At 71.1% G+C, this 17,675-nt stretch carries 18 protein-coding genes; 10 read left to right on the forward strand and 8 right to left on the reverse strand.

Annotated features, from left to right (window positions below):
- Positions 1 to 22: 22 nt before the first annotated feature.
- Genes DEJ29_RS03220 through purS form a run of 4 tightly spaced genes read right to left on the reverse strand, consistent with a single transcriptional unit; the run spans position 23 to position 4,308 of the window.
- On the reverse strand, positions 23 to 943 hold the full coding sequence (locus tag DEJ29_RS03220) for a 2-hydroxyacid dehydrogenase (RefSeq protein ID WP_111094967.1): 921 nt from the start codon (positions 941 to 943) through the stop codon (positions 23 to 25).
- A gap of 13 nt (positions 944 to 956) precedes the next feature.
- Entirely contained in the window at positions 957 to 3,338 is a 2,382-nt protein-coding gene (purL, locus tag DEJ29_RS03225) for a phosphoribosylformylglycinamidine synthase subunit PurL (protein WP_258370675.1), read from the reverse strand.
- Positions 3,339 to 3,355: 17 nt separating this feature from the next.
- Positions 3,356 to 4,051, reverse strand: coding sequence for a phosphoribosylformylglycinamidine synthase subunit PurQ (gene purQ, locus DEJ29_RS03230; protein ID WP_111095030.1), 696 nt, complete (start codon positions 4,049 to 4,051; stop codon positions 3,356 to 3,358).
- A 5-nt stretch (positions 4,052 to 4,056) separates the two neighbouring features.
- Positions 4,057 to 4,308: a phosphoribosylformylglycinamidine synthase subunit PurS gene (gene purS / locus DEJ29_RS03235; protein ID WP_017886272.1), complete on the reverse strand. Its 252-nt coding sequence runs from the start codon at positions 4,306 to 4,308 to the stop codon at positions 4,057 to 4,059.
- A gap of 178 nt (positions 4,309 to 4,486) precedes the next feature.
- Between purS and DEJ29_RS03240 the strand changes: the two genes are divergently transcribed.
- Entirely contained in the window at positions 4,487 to 5,095 is a 609-nt protein-coding gene (locus DEJ29_RS03240) for a PadR family transcriptional regulator (RefSeq protein ID WP_111094966.1), read from the forward strand.
- The gene (locus DEJ29_RS03245) at positions 5,092 to 6,636 is read left to right on the forward strand and encodes a DHA2 family efflux MFS transporter permease subunit (protein WP_111094965.1); all 1,545 of its coding nucleotides are present in this window, start codon (positions 5,092 to 5,094) and stop codon (positions 6,634 to 6,636) included. Before DEJ29_RS03240 ends, DEJ29_RS03245 begins: the two co-directional genes overlap by 4 nt.
- A gap of 98 nt (positions 6,637 to 6,734) precedes the next feature.
- On the opposite strand, the gene DEJ29_RS03250 is transcribed toward DEJ29_RS03245, so the two are convergent.
- The gene (locus DEJ29_RS03250; RefSeq protein WP_111094964.1) at positions 6,735 to 7,556 is read right to left on the reverse strand and encodes a cytochrome c oxidase assembly protein; all 822 of its coding nucleotides are present in this window, start codon (positions 7,554 to 7,556) and stop codon (positions 6,735 to 6,737) included.
- 166 nt (positions 7,557 to 7,722) lie between these two features.
- The gene (locus DEJ29_RS03255; protein WP_111094963.1) at positions 7,723 to 9,036 is read right to left on the reverse strand and encodes an acyltransferase family protein; all 1,314 of its coding nucleotides are present in this window, start codon (positions 9,034 to 9,036) and stop codon (positions 7,723 to 7,725) included.
- Positions 9,037 to 9,205: 169 nt separating this feature from the next.
- Here DEJ29_RS03255 and DEJ29_RS03260 point away from each other — a divergent pair, with 169 nt between their 5' ends.
- Together DEJ29_RS03260 and DEJ29_RS03265 are read left to right on the forward strand one after the other, a co-directional pair.
- Positions 9,206 to 9,670, forward strand: a complete 465-nt coding sequence (locus DEJ29_RS03260; RefSeq protein WP_071404389.1) for a Fur family transcriptional regulator — start codon at positions 9,206 to 9,208, stop codon at positions 9,668 to 9,670.
- Positions 9,671 to 9,765: 95 nt separating this feature from the next.
- Positions 9,766 to 11,283 (forward strand): catalase, encoded by a 1,518-nt coding sequence (locus tag DEJ29_RS03265; protein WP_111094962.1) that lies wholly within the window; start codon positions 9,766 to 9,768, stop codon positions 11,281 to 11,283.
- 138 nt (positions 11,284 to 11,421) lie between these two features.
- On the opposite strand, the gene DEJ29_RS03270 is transcribed toward DEJ29_RS03265, so the two are convergent.
- A complete protein-coding gene (locus tag DEJ29_RS03270; protein WP_071405850.1) occupies positions 11,422 to 11,988 on the reverse strand; it encodes a GNAT family N-acetyltransferase in 567 nt (188 codons plus the stop codon).
- A gap of 104 nt (positions 11,989 to 12,092) precedes the next feature.
- On the opposite strand from DEJ29_RS03270, the gene DEJ29_RS03275 reads away from it, so the two are divergent.
- The 6 genes from DEJ29_RS03275 (at position 12,093) to DEJ29_RS03300 (ending at position 16,800) form a co-directional block, all read left to right on the forward strand.
- The gene (locus DEJ29_RS03275) at positions 12,093 to 12,377 is read left to right on the forward strand and encodes a hypothetical protein (protein WP_111029808.1); all 285 of its coding nucleotides are present in this window, start codon (positions 12,093 to 12,095) and stop codon (positions 12,375 to 12,377) included.
- A gap of 253 nt (positions 12,378 to 12,630) precedes the next feature.
- Positions 12,631 to 12,984, forward strand: coding sequence for a hypothetical protein (locus DEJ29_RS03280; RefSeq protein WP_111094960.1), 354 nt, complete (start codon positions 12,631 to 12,633; stop codon positions 12,982 to 12,984).
- Complete coding sequence (locus DEJ29_RS03285; RefSeq protein WP_111094959.1) at positions 12,984 to 14,027, forward strand: peptidoglycan-binding domain-containing protein; 1,044 nt, start codon at positions 12,984 to 12,986, stop codon at positions 14,025 to 14,027. Before DEJ29_RS03280 ends, DEJ29_RS03285 begins: the two co-directional genes overlap by 1 nt.
- The gene (locus DEJ29_RS03290; RefSeq protein ID WP_111094958.1) at positions 14,018 to 14,620 is read left to right on the forward strand and encodes an ATP-binding cassette domain-containing protein; all 603 of its coding nucleotides are present in this window, start codon (positions 14,018 to 14,020) and stop codon (positions 14,618 to 14,620) included. The genes DEJ29_RS03285 and DEJ29_RS03290 overlap by 10 nt, the downstream gene beginning before the upstream one ends.
- A gap of 11 nt (positions 14,621 to 14,631) precedes the next feature.
- Positions 14,632 to 15,708, forward strand: a complete 1,077-nt coding sequence (locus tag DEJ29_RS03295; protein WP_111094957.1) for a hypothetical protein — start codon at positions 14,632 to 14,634, stop codon at positions 15,706 to 15,708.
- Positions 15,709 to 15,915: 207 nt separating this feature from the next.
- Positions 15,916 to 16,800: a VOC family protein gene (locus DEJ29_RS03300; RefSeq protein ID WP_111094956.1), complete on the forward strand. Its 885-nt coding sequence runs from the start codon at positions 15,916 to 15,918 to the stop codon at positions 16,798 to 16,800.
- Between the two features lie 26 nt (positions 16,801 to 16,826).
- On the opposite strand, the gene DEJ29_RS03305 is transcribed toward DEJ29_RS03300, so the two are convergent.
- Positions 16,827 to 17,612: an SDR family oxidoreductase gene (locus DEJ29_RS03305; RefSeq protein WP_111094955.1), complete on the reverse strand. Its 786-nt coding sequence runs from the start codon at positions 17,610 to 17,612 to the stop codon at positions 16,827 to 16,829.
- Positions 17,613 to 17,675: the final 63 nt, after the last annotated feature.

Below are 17,675 nucleotides of genomic sequence, written 5' to 3' on the forward strand. Positions count from 1 at the left end.
GCGTGTTCGGAGCCGCAGCGCGCTAGAACTCGATCAGGTTCTCGAACGGGCGACCCTCGGCCAGCGCGGCGACCTGCTTGCGCATCAGCTCGATCGACCGCGGCACGCTCAGGTCGGTGTTGCCGCCGACGTGCGGGGTGAGCACGGTGTTCGGCGTCGTCCAGAGCGGGTGTCCGGCGGGCAGGGGCTCCGGGTCGGTGACGTCGAGGGCCGCGAACAGCCGCTCCGACTGCAGCTCGGCGACCAGGGCGTCGGTGTCCACGACCTTGCCGCGCGCCACGTTCACCACGAGGGCGTCGTCCGGCAGCGCCGCGAGCAGCTCCGCGTCGACCAGGCGTTCGGTCTCGGCGGTGAGCGGCGCGATGAGCACGAGCACGTCGGTCGTCGGGGCGAGCTCGGGCAGCTCGCCGAACGCGTGCACGTGCCGGCCGTCCTGCTCGCGAGCGGTCCGGGCGACCACGGTCACCTCGGTGCGGAATGCCTCGAAGCGGGTGGCGATCGCGGACCCGATCGCCCCGTAGCCGACGACGGTCACCCGACGGTCGGCGAGCGATCGGGTCTCACGGGAGTCCCAGACGCCGTTGGCACGGTCGGCCTGGAACGCCGAGATCTCACGGAGCGACGTCAGCGCGAGGCCGACCGCGAGCTCGGCGGTCTCGTCGTCGTGGATGCCCCGACCGTTCGCCAGCTGCGCGTGACCGGGCACGTGCGGGACGGCGTGCTCGTACCCGGCGCTCGGCAGCTGCAGCAGCTGGAGCTCGGGCAGGTCGTGCACGAACTGCCAGCGGTGCCGCCCCTCGAAGTAGAACGGCAGGAACGTGATCGCGACGTCGTCCGGGCGACCGTACGGCGACTCGACGTCCCAGACGTCCAGCTCGATGCCGTCCGGCACGGGGCCGAACCGGTCGACGAGCTCGGCGAAGGGCAGGGTGACGATCGGCATCCGCGACCCGGGCCTAGGCGTCGGTGCGCGGCGAGAAGGCACCGTCGGAGTCGAGCGGCCCACGGCCGACGTACCCCTCGGTGACGTCCTCGACGATCACGTCGCCGAAGCGCGCCGGCAGCGTCGCGGCGTGGGTGCCGCGCAGCTCGTCGACCGTGGCCTCGAACGCGCCCTGGACCTCGAGCGTGTTCGACGTTGCGTCGGTCACGCCGATGCGCAGCACCGGGAAGCCCCGGCCGTCGCACATACCCTGGAACCGCACGTCGTCCTCGCGGCGGACGGTGACGATGACGCGACCGGTCGACTCGGAGAACAGGGCCGTCGCGGTGTCGATGCCGTCACGGGTCTCGAGCTCGTCGAGGACCACGCGGGCGCCGATGCCGAAGCGGAGCACGGACTCGGCGAGCGACTGGCCGAGGCCGCCGTCCGCCAGGTCGTGCGCGCTGGTGAGCAGCTGCTCGCCGGACGCCGCGTACAGCAGCTCGGCGAGGGCCTTCTCGCGCTCGAGGTCGACCGCCGGCGGACGCCCGCCCAGGTGTCCGTGCACGGTGCCGGCCCACGCGGAGCCGTCGAGCTCGAGGCTCGTGGTGCCGAGCAGGTAGATGTTGTGGCCGTCGTCCTGCCACCCCGACGGCACGCGCTTGGCGACGTCGTCGATGATGCCGAGCACGCCGACGACGGGCGTCGGGTGGATGGGGGTCGAGCCGGTCTGGTTGTAGAACGACACGTTGCCGCCGGTGACCGGGATGCCGAGCTCCATGCAGCCGTCGGCCAGCCCCTCGACCGCCTCGGAGAACTGCCACATGACCTCGGGGTTCTCGGGGGAGCCGAAGTTCAGGCAGTCGGTGACGGCGGCGGGGACGGCACCGGTGACGGCGACGTTGCGGTAGGCCTCGGCCAGGGCCAGACGTGCACCCTGCTTCGGGTCGAGCTGGCAGTAGCGGCCGTTCGCGTCGGTGGCGATGGCGACACCGAGGCCCGTTTCCTCGTCGACGCGGATCATGCCGCCGTCGTCGGGGAAGGACAGCGCGGTGTTGCCGAGCACGTAGGTGTCGTACTGGTTCGTGACCCAGTTCTTCGACGCCAGGTTCGGCGAACCGAGCAGGCTGAGGAACTGTGCCTTCAGCGCGGGGCCGTCGGCCGGGCGGTCGAGCGAGGCAGCGGTGTCGGCCTGCAGCGCGTCGATCCAGGTCGGGTAGGCGACCGGGCGGTCGTAGACCGGGCCGTCGACGGCGACGGTGCGCGGGTCGACGTTCACGATCTCCTGGCCCTGCCAGTCGATGACGAGTCGGCCGGTGCCGGTGACCTCGCCGAGCACGCTGGTCTCGACCTCCCACTTGCCGACGACGCTCAGGAACTCGTCGAGCTTGTCGGGGCGGACGACCGCCATCATGCGCTCCTGGCTCTCCGACATCAGGATCTCTTCGGCGGTGAGCGTGGGGTCGCGGAGCAGGACGTCGTCGAGCGAGATGTGCATGCCGCCGTCACCGTTGCTGGCGAGCTCGGAGGTGGCGCAGGAGATGCCCGCGGCGCCGAGGTCCTGGATGCCCTCGACCAGGTCCTTCTGGAACAGCTCGAGGCAGCACTCGATCAGGACCTTCTCGGCGAAGGGGTCGCCGACCTGCACGGCCGGACGCTTGGTCGGCCCGCCCTCGGTGAAGGTGTCGGACGCCAGGATCGACGCGCCACCGATGCCGTCGCCACCGGTGCGGGCACCGAACAGGACGACCTTGTTGCCGGCACCGGACGCGTTCGCCAGGTGCAGGTCCTCGTGGCGGAGCACGCCGACCGCGAGGGCGTTGACCAGCGGGTTGCCCTGGTACACCGGGTCGAAGTAGGTCTCGCCGCCGATGTTCGGCAGGCCGAGGCAGTTGCCGTAGAACGAGATGCCACCGACGACGCCGTGCACGACGCGTGCGGTGTCCTCGTGGTCGATCGCGCCGAAGCGGAGCTGGTCCATCACGGCGACGGGGCGGGCGCCCATCGAGATGATGTCGCGGACGATGCCGCCGACACCGGTGGCCGCGCCCTGGTACGGCTCGACGTAGGACGGGTGGTTGTGCGACTCGACCTTGAAGGTCACCGCCCAGCCGTTGCCGACGTCGACGACACCGGCGTTCTCGCCCATGCCGACCATCAGGTTCTTCGTCATCTCCGGCGTGACCTTCTTGCCGAACTGACGGAGGTAGTTCTTCGAGGACTTGTAGGAGCAGTGCTCGCTCCACATCACCGAGTACATCGCCAGCTCGCCCGAGGTGGGGCGGCGGCCGAGGATCTCCTTGATGCGGGCGTACTCGTCCGGCTTCAGGCCCAGCGCGTCGTACGGCTGCTCCTTGTCGGGGGTGGCTGCCGCGTCCTGCACGGTGTCGGGCTTCGGGCGAACGGGTGTCGTCACGGTGTCGTTGTTCCCTGTCACTTGACGAGCGCGTGCTCGATCACGGAGGTGAAGAAGGTCAGGCCGTCGGTGCCCGAGGCCATCGCAGCGGGGGTGTCCGGGCCGAAACCGGCCTCGGTCGCGTGCTCGGGGTGCGGCATCAGGCCGACGACGTTGCCGCGCTCGTTCGAGACGCCGGCGATGTCGTCGATGGAGCCGTTCGGGTTCACACCGACGTAGCGGAACACGACCTGCCCGTTGTCCTCGATGCGCTTGATGGTGTCGGCGTCCGCGACGAAGCGGCCGTCGGCGTTCTTCAGCGGGATGGTGATCTCCTGCTGGGCGCTGAAGCCGGAGGTCCAGGCGGTCGCGGTGCTCTCGACGCGGAGCTTCTGGTCGCGGCGGATGAACTGCTGGTGCGCGTTGCGGGTGTGTGCTCCGGGGACCAGACGGGCCTCGGCCAGCATCTGGAAGCCGTTGCAGATGCCGAGCACGGGCATGCCCTTGCCGGCGGCGTCGATGACCTCGGCCATGATCGGGGCCTTCGCGGCGATCGCGCCGGCACGCAGGTAGTCGCCGTACGAGAACCCACCGGGCAGCACGATTGCGTCGACGCCCTGCAGGTCGTGGTCGCCGTGCCACAGGGCGACGGGGTCGGCACCGGCGAGACGGACGGCGCGCTGGGCGTCGCGGTCGTCGAGCGAGCCGGGGAACGTGATGACGCCGATGCGCATCCGGGTCACTGGCCTTCGACGGTCACGGACACGACGTCCTCGATGACCGCGTTCGAGAAGACGTCGGCCGCGATGTCGCGGACCTCGGCGAGCTTGGCGTCGTCGACGGGGCCGTCGACGGTCACCTCGAAGCGCTTGCCGATGCGGACGTTGGTCAGGTCGGCCTTGCCGAGGCGGGCCAGGGCGTTGCCCACGGCCTTCCCCTGGGGGTCGAGGATCTCGGCCTTGGGCATGACCTCGACGACGATCGTTGGCACGTGTTCTCTCCAGCACTTCAGGGGTGGGGGGACGTGACCAGTCTACGGGGCGCGCGCGACACGCCGGGACGGCCGCGGGCCTCCAGACCGGCCCTTGCTGTGCGGTTGCTCATGCCTGTTCCAATGCGTATATTCCACTTCGAATAGTCAACAACGAACAAGCGGACTGGAGGCACGTGTGCCGTCGCTCACGCCACTCGCGTTCGCCGCGCTGGGGCTCCTGGCCGAGGGGCCGACGCATCCCTACGAGATGTTCCAGACGATGACGCACCGCCGGGACGGCCGGAACGTCAAGGTCCGGCCCGGCACCCTGTACCACCAGGTCGGCCGCCTGGTGGAGCTCGGCCTCGCCGAGGTCGTGGGGACCGACCGGGCGGGCAACCGTCCGGAACGCACCACCTACGCCATCACGGACGAGGGGTGGACGGCCCTGCACGACGGGCTCGTCCGGCTGATCGCCGAACCGGCCGAGGAGTACCCCGTCTTCCACCTGGCCGTCGCCGAGATCGAGAACCTGTCGATCGACGAGGCCGAGTCGGCGCTGCGGGCGCGGGTCACGGCACTCCGGGCCCAGCGCGACGAGGCGGACGAGATCCTCGGGATCGTCCGAGCGAAGGACCTGCCCGAGCGGTACTGGCTCGACGTGTCGTACGTGCGTGCGATGCTCACGGCGCAGATCGAGTGGCTCGCCGCCACGGCCGACCGGATCGCCGCCGGCCACATCTCCTGGGACGCCCCCGCCGCGTCCGCAGACACCACCACGAACAGCAAGGAAACCACTCGATGACCACCGTCACGCCTCCGCGGACGACCGAGAAGAAGCCGTGGCCTGCCCTGTGGGCACTCGTCGTCGGGTTCTTCATGATCCTCGTCGACTCGACCATCGTGTCGGTCGCCACCCCCACCATCGCGCAGGAACTCGACGCGGACATCAACTCCGTGATCTGGGTGACGAGCGCCTACCTGCTCGCCTACGCCGTGCCGCTGCTCATCACCGGCCGGCTCGGTGACCGCTTCGGCCCGAAGGTCATGTACCAGATCGGCCTCGTGGTCTTCACGCTCGCCAGCCTGTGGTGCGGCCTGGCCGGCTCGATCGAGGTGCTGATCGTCGCCCGCGTCGTGCAGGGCCTCGGTGCCGCGATGATGAGCCCGCAGACCATGTCGGTCATCACGCGCATCTTCCCGCCGCAGAACCGCGGCGCGGCCATGGGCCTGTGGGGCGCCGTCGCCGGTGTCGCGTCGCTCGTCGGCCCGATCGTGGGCGGCCTGCTCGTCGACGGCTTCGGCTGGGAGTGGATCTTCTTCGTGAACGTCCCCGTCGGTGTCGTCGCGTTCGTGCTCGCGCAGCGCTTCGTGCCGTCGTTCGAGCGGCACGGACACCGCTTCGACTACCTCGGCATCTTCCTGTCGGCAGCGGGCCTGTTCCTGCTCGTCTTCGGCATCCAAGAGGGCGAGACCTACGACTGGGGCGTCATCGCCGGCCCGATCTCGGTTTGGTCGCTCATCATCGTCGGGCTCGTGGTGCTGGCCGGCTTCGTCGTCTGGCAGGGCGTGCAGAAGGGCGAGCCGCTGCTGCCGCTCGGCCTGTTCAAGGACCGCAACTTCACGCTGGCCAACGTCGCCATCACGGCCGTCGGCGTCGCGATCGCCTCGTTCGCGCTGCCGATCATGCTGTGGGCCCAGGACGTCCTGCGCTTCTCGCCGACCCAGGCCGCACTGCTCCTCGTGCCACAGGCGGTGCTGTCCGCTGCCCTCGCGCCGGTCGTGGGCAAGAACCTGAACCGCTGGAACCCGCGCTGGGTCGCCGCGTTCGGGCTCGCCTGCTTCTCCGTCGGCCTGTTCTGGTTCGGCGCCCTGCTGTCGAGCGGTGCCGAGTGGGGCCGGGTGCTCCTGCCGAGCGCGCTCCTCGGCCTCGCCAACGCCTGCATGTGGGGACCGCTGTCCGTCTCGGCGACGCGCAACCTGCCGCCGAAGCTGGCCGGTGCCGGCTCGGGCGTCTACAACACCACCCGCCAGATCGGTGCGGTGCTCGGTTCCGCCGGCATCGCCGCCCTGATGGAGGCCCGGATCACCGCGAACTTCCCGGCGTCGTCCGGTGGGGCCTCGGCCGGTGGCGCGGAGCAGCAGGTCGGCGCGCTGCCGGGCTTCCTGCTCGAGCCGTTCTCCAAGGCCATGGGTGAGTCGCTCTACCTGCCGGCGATCGTGCTGATCGTGGCCATCGTCGCGGCGCTGTTCCTGGCGAAGCCGAAGCAGACCGTTGCGTGGCAGCGGACCGGCTCGGTCACCACGCAGCCCGACGCCGAGCCGGCGGGGGCCCCGTCGAAGTAGGGCACGAGCGCACTTCGTGAGCAGGAATGGTCGGGTCGCCTTCGGGTACCCGACCATTGCTGCTCACGAAGTGCTGCGGAGCGTGCGCTCGCGCGCGCTCAACTGCGGCGCTGCAGGTGCGCTCGGGTCAGCTCGTCCATCTGTTCGTCGGTCAGGGCGTCGACGACCCGGGCCTCGCGGCGGTCGGTCCGCTGCCACCGGATGAACAGGGCGACGAGCACGGGGATGTCCGCCACCTCGGCGATGAACCACAGCAGGTCGCCCGCCAGGTGCTGGTCCTGCAGCGGCGACGGGTACCAGGCCCGCCCGACCACCGGCACGATCGACCCGTCGAGCACGTGGTTCGTGATCCGCAGCACGATGCCGGGCACCGCGTCGACGACGAGCTCGACGAACGCCAGCAGGAACTCGGCCGTGGCGAACGTCGACGAGACGAGCACCCCGACCTCGGACAGGGGCGCGAGCAGGCCGAACCCGAGCGCCGGCACGGCCACGGTGATGACAGCCGCCCATGCGGGGGACTCCCGGATCACCGCCGAGAACGGGGTGAGCAGGACGGCGAACAGCGCGAGCGCGACCAGCGGCGCGACGATCGCGTTGCCGAGCAGGCGCACCGGACGTGACCCCATGACCGCGTCGGCGACCTGCGCGAGGCGAGCCGGGCCTCCGATCCGGAGCAGTGCGACGGGCGCACCGAGCGCGGCGAAGGTGGGGACCGCGAAGAACAGCAGGGCGGCCCGCAGGACGAAGGCCCAGCGCAACCGCTCGTCGTCGACGCCGACGATGCCGAACTGCAGGACGCCGAACAGCACGAGCGCCGTGACGAAGGCGAGCGTGCGCCACCACGGCCAGCGGGCACCCCGTCGAGCCGCGCCGAGGACCCACCGGCCGTAGGCGAGCGCGGCGACGACGAGGAGCACCGCCGCCAGGGGATCGAACCGCCAGGTGCTCCAGAACTCGGGTGTCGACGGCGTGGGGAGCCTCCTGGGGATCAGGCGGACTCGTCCTTCGCGCCGCCGGAACCATCCTCCGCTCGCCCGACGTCCGCCGGGGGTCCGTCGTGGCCCCGCGACGGTGAGAACCGGTTCAGATCCGGGCGACCCCGCGTGCCGGGACGGTCCGCGACAGCAGCCAGACGCCCACCGGCACGGCCACGGCACCGACGAGCGCGACGCCGAACGACAGGTGCAGCTGCATCACGAGGAACGCCGGGCCGATCGTGCAGAGGGCAGCGAACGCGACGACCGGCCACGACGGGCGGTCGGCCGACGGCAGCAGCCGGGGGAGCGGCCGGTCGAACCAGCGCAGAGCCCTGGCCACCCCGATCGCGACGGCGAGCACCACCACGAGTGCGACGATGCGCGACGCCCACCACGGACCGGAGCCCGGCGCCGGGAACGGCACCCCGACGAGCAGAGCGACGCCGTTCAGCGCGATGAACAGCGGCAGGTGCCACAGGTAGATGGTCATGCCGTCGCGGCCGAGCACGAACACGGCCCCGAGTGCGGCCCGCGTGCGCATCAGCCTGGTGAGCGGAGCGTGCACGAGCTGGACCAGGCAGGCCTGCGCGATCGCCAGGAACGCCAGCGGGAGCATCGGTGGGTTGAGGTCCTGCAGCATGTCCGGTGCCCACAGCCCGACCGAGGTCATCCGCACGAGCACGGCGTACGCGGCGACGGCGATGCCGAGCAGGAGCACCTTCGACCGGCGCGCGAACCAGCCGTCGGCCCAGAGGAACCCGAGCTGCTGCGCGAAGAGCCACACCGGCCCGAGGTTGAGCAGCCCGACCTCGGCGACACCGGTGGCCAGGCGGACGGCGTCGACCGCCCCGGCGAGCACGAGCAGCACGGCGAGGGTGGCCCACGGTGCTCGCTCGTGCAGGCGCATCATCACGGGGACGCAGCACTGGGTGATGCCGTAGGCCGCCAGGAACCAGAGCGGCGAACCGATGCCGAACGCGACCTCGGCCAGGAGCTCCGGCGGCGCCCCAGCGGCCGTGGCGACCCCGAGCCCGACCGCGAGGAACACGAACAGCGGCACCGCGGGCCGGAACAGCCGCACCAGGCGGGTGGCCAGGTAGTCGCGGGCGGGACTCGGCGCACCACGGGCGACGGTGCTGCGCCAGCCCACGGCGCTCGCGAACCCGCCGACCACGAAGAACAGCGGCATCACCTGCCCGACCCAGGTGGCGGCGACGTACCAGGGGAGTTCCTGCAGCGGGCTCGTGACCCGCACCCCCTGGTCATCGGCGGCGACGCCGACCATCGAGACGTGCACGATGACGACGAGGACGACGCAGGCCGTCCGGATGAGGTCGACGACCAGGTCCCGCTTCGCGATGATCCCCCGGACGTCCGCGGTGCTGTTCGCCTGTTCAGGCAGACCCTGGCTCGTGGACATGTCCGGACGTTAGCGTGCGGACCGGTCGGTCCAGTGTCGTCCCAGCTGATCGCGACCGGATCGTGACACTTCGTATTCCGGTGGCGGCATGCGTCACCTCGCTGGTCGGCAGCAGAAGCTCGTGTACAGTGAACGCGTTGTCTTGATTCCTGCAAAAGAAAGGCTCAGCATGGACGCCGACGCCGATCTGCTCCGTTCCTCGGGGCTCCGAGTCACGACCCCGCGACTCGCGGTGCTCCGAGCGACCGACTCGATGCCGCACGCCACCGCGGACGACATCGTCACCGCGCTCGCCGTGGAGCTGCCGACCACCAGTCACCAGGCCGTCTACGGCGTGCTGAACGCCCTGACCGGCGTCGGGCTCGTCCGCCGCATCGAACCGGCCGGCAGCCCTGCGCGCTACGAGCGCCGCACCGGTGACAACCACCACCACATCGTCTGCACCCTGTGCGGCGCGATCGAGGACGTCGACTGTGCGGTCGGCCACTCGCCCTGCCTGACACCGTCCGAGACCCACGGCTTCGCGGTCACCACCGCCGAGGTCACCTACTGGGGCATCTGCGAACGCTGCGCGGCGGCAGAGCGCGACGGGGCAGAGCACGACGACCCAGACGTCGCCCCCACGCCCGCCTGACGGCGACCGCCCACCGCACCGGCCGCACGACGCGCCGGACCCCGAACCACCCGAGCACCCCTGACCGAACCAACGTCCCACCTCCAGGAGGAACCGTGTCCGACCAGAACACGCCGACCGGCACCCCGACCACCACGACCAACAGCGGCGCACCCGTCTCGAGCGACGAGCACTCGATGGGCGTCGGGGCCGACGGCCCCCTCGCGCTGCACGACCACTACCTGGTCGAGAAGCTCGCCCAGTTCAACCGCGAGCGCGTCCCGGAGCGGGTCGTGCACGCCAAGGGCGGCGGCGCCTTCGGTACCTTCACCGTCACGCAGGACGTCTCGCGCTTCACCCGTGCCGCGTTCCTGCAGCCGGGCAAGCAGACCGAGATGCTGGCCCGCTTCTCCTCCGTCGCTGGCGAGCAGGGCTCCCCGGACACCTGGCGCGACCCCCGCGGCTTCGCGCTGAAGTTCTACACCGAAGAGGGCAACTACGACCTCGTCGGCAACAACACCCCGGTGTTCTTCATCCGCGACGGCATCAAGTTCCCCGACTTCATCCGCTCGCAGAAGCGCCTGCCGGGTTCGCACCTGCGCGACCACGACATGCAGTGGGACTTCTGGACCCTGTCGCCCGAGTCGGCGCACCAGGTCACGTGGCTGATGGGCGACCGCGGCCTGCCGGCGAGCTGGCGCGAGATGGACGGCTTCGGCTCGCACACCTACCAGTGGATCAACGCCGAGGGCGAGCGCTTCTGGGTGAAGTACCACTTCATCACCGAGCAGGGCCACAAGACCCTGACGCAGCAGGATGCGGACCGCATCGCCGGTGAGGACGCGGACTTCCACATCCGTGACCTGCACGCCGCGATCGAGCGTCAGGACTTCCCGCGCTGGACCCTCAAGGTGCAGGTCATGCCCTACGAGGACGCCGCGACCTACCGCTTCAACCCGTTCGACCTGACGAAGGTGTGGCCGCACGCGGACTACCCGCTCATCGAGGTCGGCACGATGGAGCTCAACCGCAACCCGGAGAACTACTTCGCGCAGATCGAGCAGGCGACCTTCGCCCCCTCGAACTTCGTGCCCGGCATCGCGGCGAGCCCGGACAAGATGCTCCTGGCGCGCATCTTCAGCTACGCGGACGCACACCGTTACCGCGTCGGCACGAACCACGCCCAGCTCCCGGTGAACGCCCCGAAGAACGAGGTCCACTCGTACTCGAAGGACGGCGGCATGCGCTTCGACTTCCAGAAGTCCGAGGTGCCGGTGTACGCACCGAACTCGCTCGGTGGTGCGCACGCCGACCCGAACGCGACCGACGACGCCCCGGGTTGGGAGTCCGACGGTGCGCTGCAGCGTTCCGCCGCGACCCTGCACCCGGAGGACGACGACTTCGGCCAGGCTGGCACGCTCGTCCGCGAGGTCCTGGACGACGCCGCCCGCGAGCGCCTGGTCGGCAACATCGCCGGCCACGTCTCGAAGGTGACGCGCGACGACCTGCGCGAGCGCGTGTTCGCCTACTGGACGAACGTCGACGCCGACCTGGGTGCGCGCGTGCGCGCCGCGGTCGCGCCGAGCGCGCCGGGCTCCAACGAGGACCCGGAGAAGGTCGCGGTCGAGGCGTAAGCCCCGCTGGACCACCTGACGGACGGGAGGCCCGGTACCAGCTGGTACCGGGCCTCCCGTCCGTCGTTCGTCGCGTCTAGACCTGCTGGCCGTTCAGCCAGATCGGGCCGGCGCGTCGGGGGTGCCCAGTCCTCGTGCTCAGACCTGCTGGCCGTTCAGCCAGATCGGGCCAGCGGGCCAGTCCTCGAGCTGCGCTGCCACCGGCAGCGCCATCCAGCCGCCCTGCTCGGTGTTGCTGACGCCCGCGCCCTCGGCCGTGAACGCCGAGAAGGTGCCGACGGCCTCGGGGAACTCGTGCCAGCCGAGCTTCGCGTAGAAGGGGATGCGGTCCTCGCCGGCGCCGAGGAACCCGAAGGGGACGCGGAGTCCCTCGAGGACCGCCGCGGTCCGGGTCATCAGCTCGCGGCCGACGCCGGTGCCCTGCAGTCGGGGCGACACGGCGACCAGGCCGGTGTCGCCGACCAGGACGTCTTCGCCGCCGACGGAGATGTACATGCGGCGGATGCCGACGTGGGCCAGGACGACCCCGTCGGCGTCGTGCGCGAGGACCCGGCGTTCCGGCTGCATGCCGGACCAGCTCCGGCCGCCCACGTACCAGTGCGACCAGTCGGGGAAGGCCTGCCCGAGCAGCGCTGCGATCGCTTCGTGGTCGGGGAGCGACAGCGTGCTCTCCTCGACCACCTCCCACCGGATGTCGTCAGTCACGGGTCCATCCTGCACGGATGTGGTGGTGATCGTTGCGTTCTCGTACCGACCGGTAATACGTTAACGGTGACATCGAAGTGATGTCACAACCAAAGGGGAGATCGATGTCGATCAAGAACGTCGTACTGGGTGCGGTCGTGCTGGGGAGTGTCGTGGGCGGCGGGATCGCGGTCGACACCGTGACGGCGCCGGAGGCGAGTGCGGCGACGTGCTGGCGGAAGGTGACGCAGAGCACGGGGTTCAACGATTCGGGGTGTGGTCGCGCTCAGCACTTCAACCGTCTGCGGAGCGGGACGATGAAGTGGGGGAACGTGGTCGGTGGCAACAAGTGGTCCTACCAGGCCGCCTGCTGGACCAACATCGCCCAGTACGGCATGACCCGGGCCTGACGCGGTGATTCGGAGCAGGCTTCGGGGAGCAACGATCGCCGGGGCGATCGCCGCCACGGCACTCGCTGGCTGCGCCTCCGCAGATGCTGCCCCCCGGGTCGTCGATCCGTCAGGCTTCTCCGCGGCCGGGCCGTGGGCGGGTGAGTTCGCGGAATCGGCCTCCGACACCAGTTCCTACCAGCGGCAGATCCTCTCGGACGGAACGATCTCGGCGCGGGAGGTCGCAGATGCGCAGTCCCGCATGAGCGCATGCATGCGAGATCTCGGCTACGACTACACGGGAGCGGAGGACGGCACGTCCGAAGCCTCGCCGCTCCCCGGGCGGAAGGCTGAAGACGCCACGGCCATGAACGATTCGAAGTCGAAGTGCGCGAAGGACTTCGACAGCGACGTGACCTACCTGTTCAACGAGGTCCGGCGGAACCCGGAGAAGCAGGACGAAGCAACGATCACCGTCGCGTGCCTCCGTGCTGCGAGACTCGTCGACGACACGTACACCGAACGTGAATGGCGCACCCAGAACGACGACGGGAACTTCTCCTTCTCGCCGTGGGACCCCGCAGCCGTACAGTGTCGGCTGGACCCCCTCGGCCTCTGGCGGCAGTGATGCGCTTCCCGTCTGCCGCACTCCTGGCGCTCGGCGCGATGGTGGTCGCGGCGGCGACGGCCGCCGCCATGGTGGTCGTTGTGCCGGCCGAGGTCCCGGCTGCACTCCGGACGGCGGCCCCCGCGAGCACCGTACGGGTGACCGAGCGGACCGATGCCGATGCACGACAGGTGCAGCTCGCACTCGACACCGGTGCCCCACGGGCGGTCGTGACGTCGCGGAGCGGCACGGTGACGACGTCGACGTGCTCGACCGGGGCACCCGTGCGGAGTGGGGACGTCCTCGCGCGGGTCGACGGGCGGCCGGTGATCGCGCTCGCCAGTGACGAGCCGCTGTGGCGCGACCTCGAGCTCGGCGACCGCGGGGCCGACGTCACGGGGTTGCAGCGGGAACTCACGCGCCTCGGTGCCGGACTGAGCATCGACGGTGTCCTCGGTCGGGGCACACTCCGTGCTGCGCAGCAGTTCCTGGTCGACCGAGGTGTCGACCGCGACGACCTGCCCGACGACATCGTGCCGCGGGACCCCTTCGCATGGGTGCCAGCCGCCGAGAACGCCGTCCTGGCGTGCGTGGCCGTCGTCGGGGCCGTGGTCGGCGCCGACGGTGTCCTCGTCGAACTCCCGGCCGAACTCCGCGGCGCGCGCATCGAGGCGCTCCCGGTCGATCCGGCGCCGGGGGAGCGCGTGCTCCGGATCGGGAACGTCGACGTCCCGACCGACGCCGCCGGCGTGGTCTCGTCGCCGACGGCCCTCGCCGCGATCACCGCCCTGCCGGAGTACGCGGCGACGGTCGCTTCGGCGGACGGCGCACCCACCGTGGCCGCAACGTGGACGCTCAGCCGGCCACGAACCGTCCAGGTGGTGCCACCGACGGCCCTCTGGGACCTCGAAGGTGACCGGGCGTGTGTGCAACCGACGGCGGGGCGGTCACTCCGTGTCGAGGTGCTCGGATCGGAACTCGGGCAGTCGTTCGTCCGGGTGCCCGGCGGACGAACGCTCGACCGGATCCGGGCTGCGCCGGACCGGTCCAGCTCGTGTCGGTGACGCTCGAGGGCGTCGGGCACGTCTCGCCGAACGGCACCGTGCTGTTCGACCGCGTCGACCGCGCCTTCGCCGAGGGGACCGTGACCGCGGTCGTCGGGCCGAGCGGTTCCGGCAAGTCGACGCTGCTCGCGATCCTCGCCGGGATGCTCCGTCCGACGCGCGGTGCCGTCGTCCGTCCGCCGGGCTGTCGGCCACTCTGGGTCTTCCAGAACCCGTACGGGGTGGCCCGCCGCCGAGTGCTCGACCACGTCGCGTTGCCGTTCGTCGCCCAGGGCGCGGATCGTCGGACCGCGGACGTCCGCGCGCTCGGGGTCCTCGAGCGCTTCGGGCTTGGTTCGCGGGCGCACGCGCGATTCGCCGAACTGTCCGGTGGTGAGGCGCAACGCCTGATGCTCGCGCGCGCGATCGCGAGTGCGCCGGGTCTGATGCTGGTCGACGAGCCGACGGCGCAACTCGACCGAGCGGCCGCGATCGAGGTGAACCGTGGGATCGGTGCGCTCGCCGCGTCGGGGACGGTCGTCGTCGTCGCCACGCACGACGACGCGAGCCGTGACGCCTGCGACGGAGTGCTCGATCTCGGGCGGTACCGATGAGCCTTCGCCGCATGCAGGTGACCGAGGTCTGGCGTGAGGCGTGGCGCGACATCGCTTCCGGAGCCTCGTGGGCAGCGACGTTCGCTGTTGTCCTCGCGGTGCTGCTCAGCGGTGTCGTGGGCCTGCGCGCAGCTGCGGTCGCCGATGACGTCCGAGCGGCTGCGGTGTTCGTCGCGAGCGGTGCGGCGACGACCGTCCAGCGGGCCGAGGGCCGGATCGACGGCCGCGTGTGCGATGCGCTCGTGGACACCGAAGGGGTCATCGCGTCCGGTGCGTTCCGGCGCCTCGACGCCGGGGTCGTCCCCGCCGCGCTGCCGGGCTCGGCGATCCCGACCTACGAGGTGACCGCGGGGGTACGTGGTCTGCTCGGCGGCTCCGATGCCGACGGCACCGCGGGAGTGATCGTCTCGCCCACGGTGCGCGAGACCCTGGGTCTTGCTGCCGGCGATCGCCTCGTGACGGCGGGCGGTGCGGGCACCGGAGTCGCCGGTGTGTACGACTACCCCGACGACGGCCGGGACCCCGACCTGGAGTACGCGGTCCTCGCGCCGACGGTGGACGACGGGTCGCCGTTCGACGCCTGCTGGGCGACGGTGTGGCCGCAGCGCGACGACGCGGTCTCGATGCTCCGGCGCACCGTCCTGCCGGCGAGCGGGGCCGAGGGCGAGGACCGACCGACCGCCGGGCAGCTCAACCCGACGCTGGGCGCGGTCTTCACCCCCGTGGCGCGGCAGCCAGTGCTCGTCCCCTTCGGTGCGGCGGCCCTCGTGGGGCTGACGATCGGCGGGGCAGCGGTCGCACGGCGCCGGCTCGCCCTGGCCTCCGATCGGCACGTCGGGGTACCGCGGAGCGCGCAGGTCCTCGGCATCGTCCTGCAGCACCTGGTCTGGGCATCGGTCGGGGCGGTGGTCGCGACGAGCGTCGCGGTGGTGTCGGTGCGTGGCCTCGACGTCGACGATGCGCTGCCGATCGTGCGCGAGGCGATCGCGATCGCGTCCCTCGGGCTCGTGGGCGCGCTGCTCGGTGGGGCGCTCGCCGCGGCCGCGATCCGCGAGCGCGCGCTGCACCGCTACTTCCGCTCCCGCTGACCGCGGCCGGCGGGGCGGACGCGCGCCGGGCCTCCCGTCGCCTGCGCGCCCCCGTTCGCCAAAGCGACAGATCGCCGCGAACTGTTCGCAGCGATCTGTCGCTTTGGCGGGTACCTCGCACCGGGATGGCGTGGATCTGTCGCTCTGGCGCCGGCGACCGACGCCCATTTGGTTGACGCGTCAACTAAATGGGCGCACACTGGTGCCATGCACACGCAGGACCTCCTCGCCGCCGACACCGGGATGGGTGCCGTCACCCTCCGCGTCGCGAACCTCGACCGGATGATCGGCTACTACCGCGACGGCGTCCAGCTCGCGCTGCTCTCGAACGAGGGCGGCGTCGCCGTGCTGGGGCGACCGGGCGCCGGTGGTCTGGCGATCCCGATCGTGATCCTCGAGCACGCACCGTCGATGCAGCACGCGGCCCCCCACGACGCCGGCCTGTTCCACACCGCGATCCTGTTCGACACCCGGGCAGACCTCGCCGCGGCGCTGTACTCGGTCGCGACGAAGTTCCCGCAGACCTTCACCGGCAGCGCCGACCACCTGGTGAGCAACGCGTTCTACTTCACCGACCCCGAGGGCAACGGCGTCGAGCTGTACTGGGACCGTGACCGCACGGAGTGGTCGTGGACGCACGGCATGGTCGACATGGACACGAAGTACGTCGACCCGAACGCGTTCCTGCAGTCCCACCTGACGCAGGACGCCCTGGACACCGCCGCGGCACGCCCGGGCAAGGTCGGCCACGTGCACCTGTCCGTCGGCGACGTCGACGCCGCGCGCTCCTTCTACGTGGACACCCTCGGCTTCGAGACCACCGCCGGCTTCGGCGATGCCCTGTTCGTCAGCGCCGGCGGCTACCACCACCACATGGCGATGAACACCTGGAACTCCCGCGGCGCCGGGCGGCGACAGCTCGCCCTCGGGCTCGGACTCGTGCGGATCGAGGTGCCTGGGGCCGACGACCTCGGCGCCCTCGTGTCGCGCATGCACGACACCGGGGTACAGACCGCGGACGACGGCCGAACGGTCGCGTTCGAGGACCCGTGGGCGAACCGCATCGAGGTGACCGCGCCCGGTCGCGGCTGACGATCGGGTCGCGAGGGGCCGACAGGTCAGGCGCTGTTCGAGATCCCGCCGTCCGACTTCAGCAGCTGCCCGTTCACCCAGGCACCCTGCTCCGAGCAGAGGAACCCGACGAGCGCGGCGGTGTCCGACGGGCGTCCGAGTCGGCCGAGCGGGGTGCCCTCGACGGCCCACCCCTTGACCTCGTCGGACATCCAGCCGGTGTCGTTCGGGCCCGGGTTCACCACGTTGGCGCTGACGCCGAGGCTGCCGAGCTCCTTCGCGGCGCCGAACACGATCCGGTCCAGTGCCCCCTTCGACGCCCCGTACGGCAGGTTGTACGCGATGTGGTCGCTCGTCAGCGCGACGATCCGGCGTCGGTCCCTCGGAGCGGCGTCCCCGGCACGCTCGAGCCCGGCCGCGTAGGCCTGCACGAGCAGGAACGGCGCACGGGCGTTCACGGCGAAGTGGCGGTCCCACGACTCGACCGTGGTGGTGCGGAAGTCGGAGTCGACGGACTCGCAGTGCGACATGACGAGGGCGCTGACGGGCGTGCCGGCTTCCGTCTCGGCGCGGCCGACGAGTGCGGCCGCCTGCTCCGGGTCCTCCAGGTCGACCGGGAGGCGCGTCACCCGTGCTCCCGCCGCCTCGCACTCCTGCACCACCGAATCGACCCCGTCCGGGTCCGCCCCGCCGCTCACGCGGTCGTCGTAGGGTCCCCACCACGAGATGGCGAGGTCCCAGCCGTCGGTCGCCAGCCGGGTGGCGATCGCTGCGCCGATGCCGGCTCTGCGACCCACCCCGGTCACCAGGGCGAGTGGTCGTGCGGACGTCATGCGTGCCTCCTGTCCGGCGCTCCGTCGCACCGATCGGCACCCAGTCTGCCGGAACCGGCCACC

The sequence above is a fragment of the Curtobacterium sp. MCPF17_021 genome (assembly GCF_003234605.2).
In the GTDB taxonomy this organism is placed as follows: Bacteria; Actinomycetota; Actinomycetes; order Actinomycetales; family Microbacteriaceae; genus Curtobacterium; species Curtobacterium flaccumfaciens.

Excerpts from the sequence above, each read along its gene's own strand:
- DEJ29_RS03220 (WP_111094967.1), bottom strand. The coding sequence starts at position 943 with ATGCCGATCGTCACCCTGCCCTTCGCCGAGCTCGTCGACCGGTTCGGC.
- purQ (WP_111095030.1), bottom strand. The coding sequence starts at position 4,051 with ATGCGCATCGGCGTCATCACGTTCCCCGGCTCGCTCGACGACCGCGAC.
- DEJ29_RS03245 (WP_111094965.1), top strand. The coding sequence starts at position 5,092 with ATGACCACCGTCACGCCTCCGCGGACGACCGAGAAGAAGCCGTGGCCT.
- DEJ29_RS03255 (WP_111094963.1), bottom strand. The coding sequence starts at position 9,036 with ATGTCCACGAGCCAGGGTCTGCCTGAACAGGCGAACAGCACCGCGGAC.
- DEJ29_RS03260 (WP_071404389.1), top strand. The coding sequence starts at position 9,206 with ATGGACGCCGACGCCGATCTGCTCCGTTCCTCGGGGCTCCGAGTCACG.
- DEJ29_RS03275 (WP_111029808.1), top strand. The coding sequence starts at position 12,093 with ATGTCGATCAAGAACGTCGTACTGGGTGCGGTCGTGCTGGGGAGTGTC.
- DEJ29_RS03280 (WP_111094960.1), top strand. The coding sequence starts at position 12,631 with ATGCGAGATCTCGGCTACGACTACACGGGAGCGGAGGACGGCACGTCC.
- DEJ29_RS03285 (WP_111094959.1), top strand. The coding sequence starts at position 12,984 with ATGCGCTTCCCGTCTGCCGCACTCCTGGCGCTCGGCGCGATGGTGGTC.
- DEJ29_RS03295 (WP_111094957.1), top strand. The coding sequence starts at position 14,632 with ATGCAGGTGACCGAGGTCTGGCGTGAGGCGTGGCGCGACATCGCTTCC.
- DEJ29_RS03300 (WP_111094956.1), top strand. The coding sequence starts at position 15,916 with ATGCACACGCAGGACCTCCTCGCCGCCGACACCGGGATGGGTGCCGTC.
- DEJ29_RS03305 (WP_111094955.1), bottom strand. The coding sequence starts at position 17,612 with ATGACGTCCGCACGACCACTCGCCCTGGTGACCGGGGTGGGTCGCAGA.